A 2,103-nucleotide genomic window follows, 5' to 3' on the forward strand; every position below is an offset into this window, starting at 1 on the left:
CGGCAGCCCGCGCCCGCCGATCGCGTCGGGATCTATCTCGAGATCGCCAAAACTGCCGATATAGTCGATATCTCCGCCGTTCGGCTGCAACTGACCTGATGCCTTGCCGGCGCTGAACAGTTGCATCGGATCGGTGTCGTCGGCTGGATCGGTCTGGCCGGACAGGCCCTCCGCCTCCAGAGAAATCCGCTGCGGTAGCGGCCACCACAATTTGACGTTGGCTTGCAGATTGTCCCAGTCGATCCAGAGCGGCACCATGTCCGGAACGGAGGTCCTGAGCGGACCGCGCAGATTGGCTACCGGTGACAGAGGCTGGATGATCTGGGCGGCTGCGTTGAAGCTGCCGGCCGAAGCGGCGATGTTTTTGGCATCGTCCTCGTAGGCCAGGTTGTCGCAGGAGACGCTAAAGCTCAGGGGATAGCCGCTGACCTGCAGGTTGGCGCAGCCGGCTTCGACGCCAGTCTTGTTCAGCGTGGCGACCGCCTTGTCGGCCTCGGTCCTCACCCGGTCAGCCAGATAGAACCAGCCGCCGCTGTAGATGGCGAACAGCACGACGATGAACGCTGCAAGCCAGAACAGGCGGCGACCGTTGTTACTCGGCTGGCGTTCGTCACTTGACGTCATGCTTTGGCTCTCGTTAACGCAAGGGTGTTGCGGACGGACAGTCGATTCCGCCAACAACAGGTAGACAGAGACGAATAGGTAGACAGAGAAGGGCGGAAAAAACACCGATTCCCTGTGGTGCTGCCATTCTTTTGCAATCAGGCGCGGCGATATGGGCGATTTTTGGGTGTTTGGCTATGGTTCGCTGATTTGGCGGCCGGGTTTCGCGCATGTCGAGACACAACGCGCCCGTCTGCACGGCTATCGCCGGTCGCTCTGCGTCTATTCCTTCGTGCATCGCGGCACGCGTGAACGACCGGGGCTGGTACTCGGCCTCGACCGCGGCGGCTCCTGCATCGGCCTGGCGTTCCGCGTTCCCGGCGGCTTGCGCGACGAGGTCATCACCTATCTGCGCGAGCGCGAGCTGGTCACCAATGTCTATCTCGAGCGTATGCTCAAGGTTCGCCTCGACAGCGGCCGCACGGTCGAAGCGGTGACCTACATCGTCGACCGCCAGCACGAGCAATATGCCGGCGCGCTCGATGCGGCACATGCGGCGGCGGTGGTGCGCGGTGCCGTCGGCCAATCCGGCATCAACGAAGATTATGTGCTCAGCACGCTGGAGCATCTCAAGGCGCTGGGCATCCGCGACCACTGGCTGGAGGATGTCGCCAGGCAGGTCGCGCCTTTGTGAAGCTGGCTCTGCGGAAAAAGGCGGCCAGGCCTTTGACCTCGATCAGGCAAGACCTAGTTAGGCTTCGAACCTCAGCCAGTGGGCCGCATTCGCCCACCCCAATCATCCTGGAGATACGCCTTGCAGAAACGCCGTCTCGGTCGCACCGACCTGTCCATCGCGCCGCTGGTTCTGGGCGGCAATGTCTTCGGCTGGACCGCCGACGAGAAAACCTCGTTCGACCTGCTCGACCGCTTCGTCGGGGCCGGCCTCAACGCTATCGATACGGCGGACGCCTATTCGCGCTGGGTCTCTGGCCACAAGGGCGGTGAGTCGGAAACCATCATTGGCAAGTGGATGAAAGACCGGGGCAATCGTGACAAGGTCGTGGTGATCACCAAGGTCGGTTCGGATATGGGGCAAGGACACAAGGACCTGTCCGCCGCCTACATCGAAAAGGCCGTAGATGCATCGCTGAAGCGGCTGCAGACCGATGTCATCGACCTCTATCTGTCGCATTGGCCGGACCCGACGACGCCCTATGAGGAAACCCTTGGCGCCTACGAGAAGCTGCTCGCCAAGGGCAAGATCCGCTATGCCGGCTGCTCGAACCTCGACGCCGGCCAGTTGCGTGCCGCGCTTGATGTGGCGAGCCTGCGAAGCCTGCCGCGCTACGAGGTGCTGCAGCCGGAATACAATCTCTACGATCGCTCGTCCTTTGACGGGCCGCTGCGCGATCTGTGCGTGGCCGAGGACATCGGCGTCATCACCTATTTCAGCCTGGCCAAGGGTTTTCTCAGCGGCAAATACCGCAGCGAGGCCGATCT

At 62.2% G+C, this 2,103-nt stretch carries 3 protein-coding genes; 2 read left to right on the forward strand and 1 reads right to left on the reverse strand.

The genetic code is table 11. From position 1 onward, the window contains the following. The coding region (locus EN935_RS32835) for a DUF2125 domain-containing protein (protein ID WP_127374068.1) at positions 1-624 on the reverse strand (624 nt) is incomplete at its 3' end. Positions 625-775: 151 nt separating this feature from the next. Between EN935_RS32835 and EN935_RS32840 the strand changes: the two genes are divergently transcribed. Continuing rightward, positions 776-1,297, forward strand: coding sequence for a gamma-glutamylcyclotransferase (locus EN935_RS32840; RefSeq protein WP_109671627.1), 522 nt, complete (start codon positions 776-778; stop codon positions 1,295-1,297). A gap of 120 nt (positions 1,298-1,417) precedes the next feature. After that, on the forward strand, positions 1,418-2,103 hold a 686-nt coding region (locus EN935_RS32845), incomplete at its 3' end, for an aldo/keto reductase (RefSeq protein ID WP_164771562.1).

This window comes from Mesorhizobium sp. M7D.F.Ca.US.004.03.1.1 (assembly GCF_003998635.1).
GTDB classification, from domain to species: Bacteria; Pseudomonadota; Alphaproteobacteria; order Rhizobiales; family Rhizobiaceae; genus Mesorhizobium; species Mesorhizobium loti.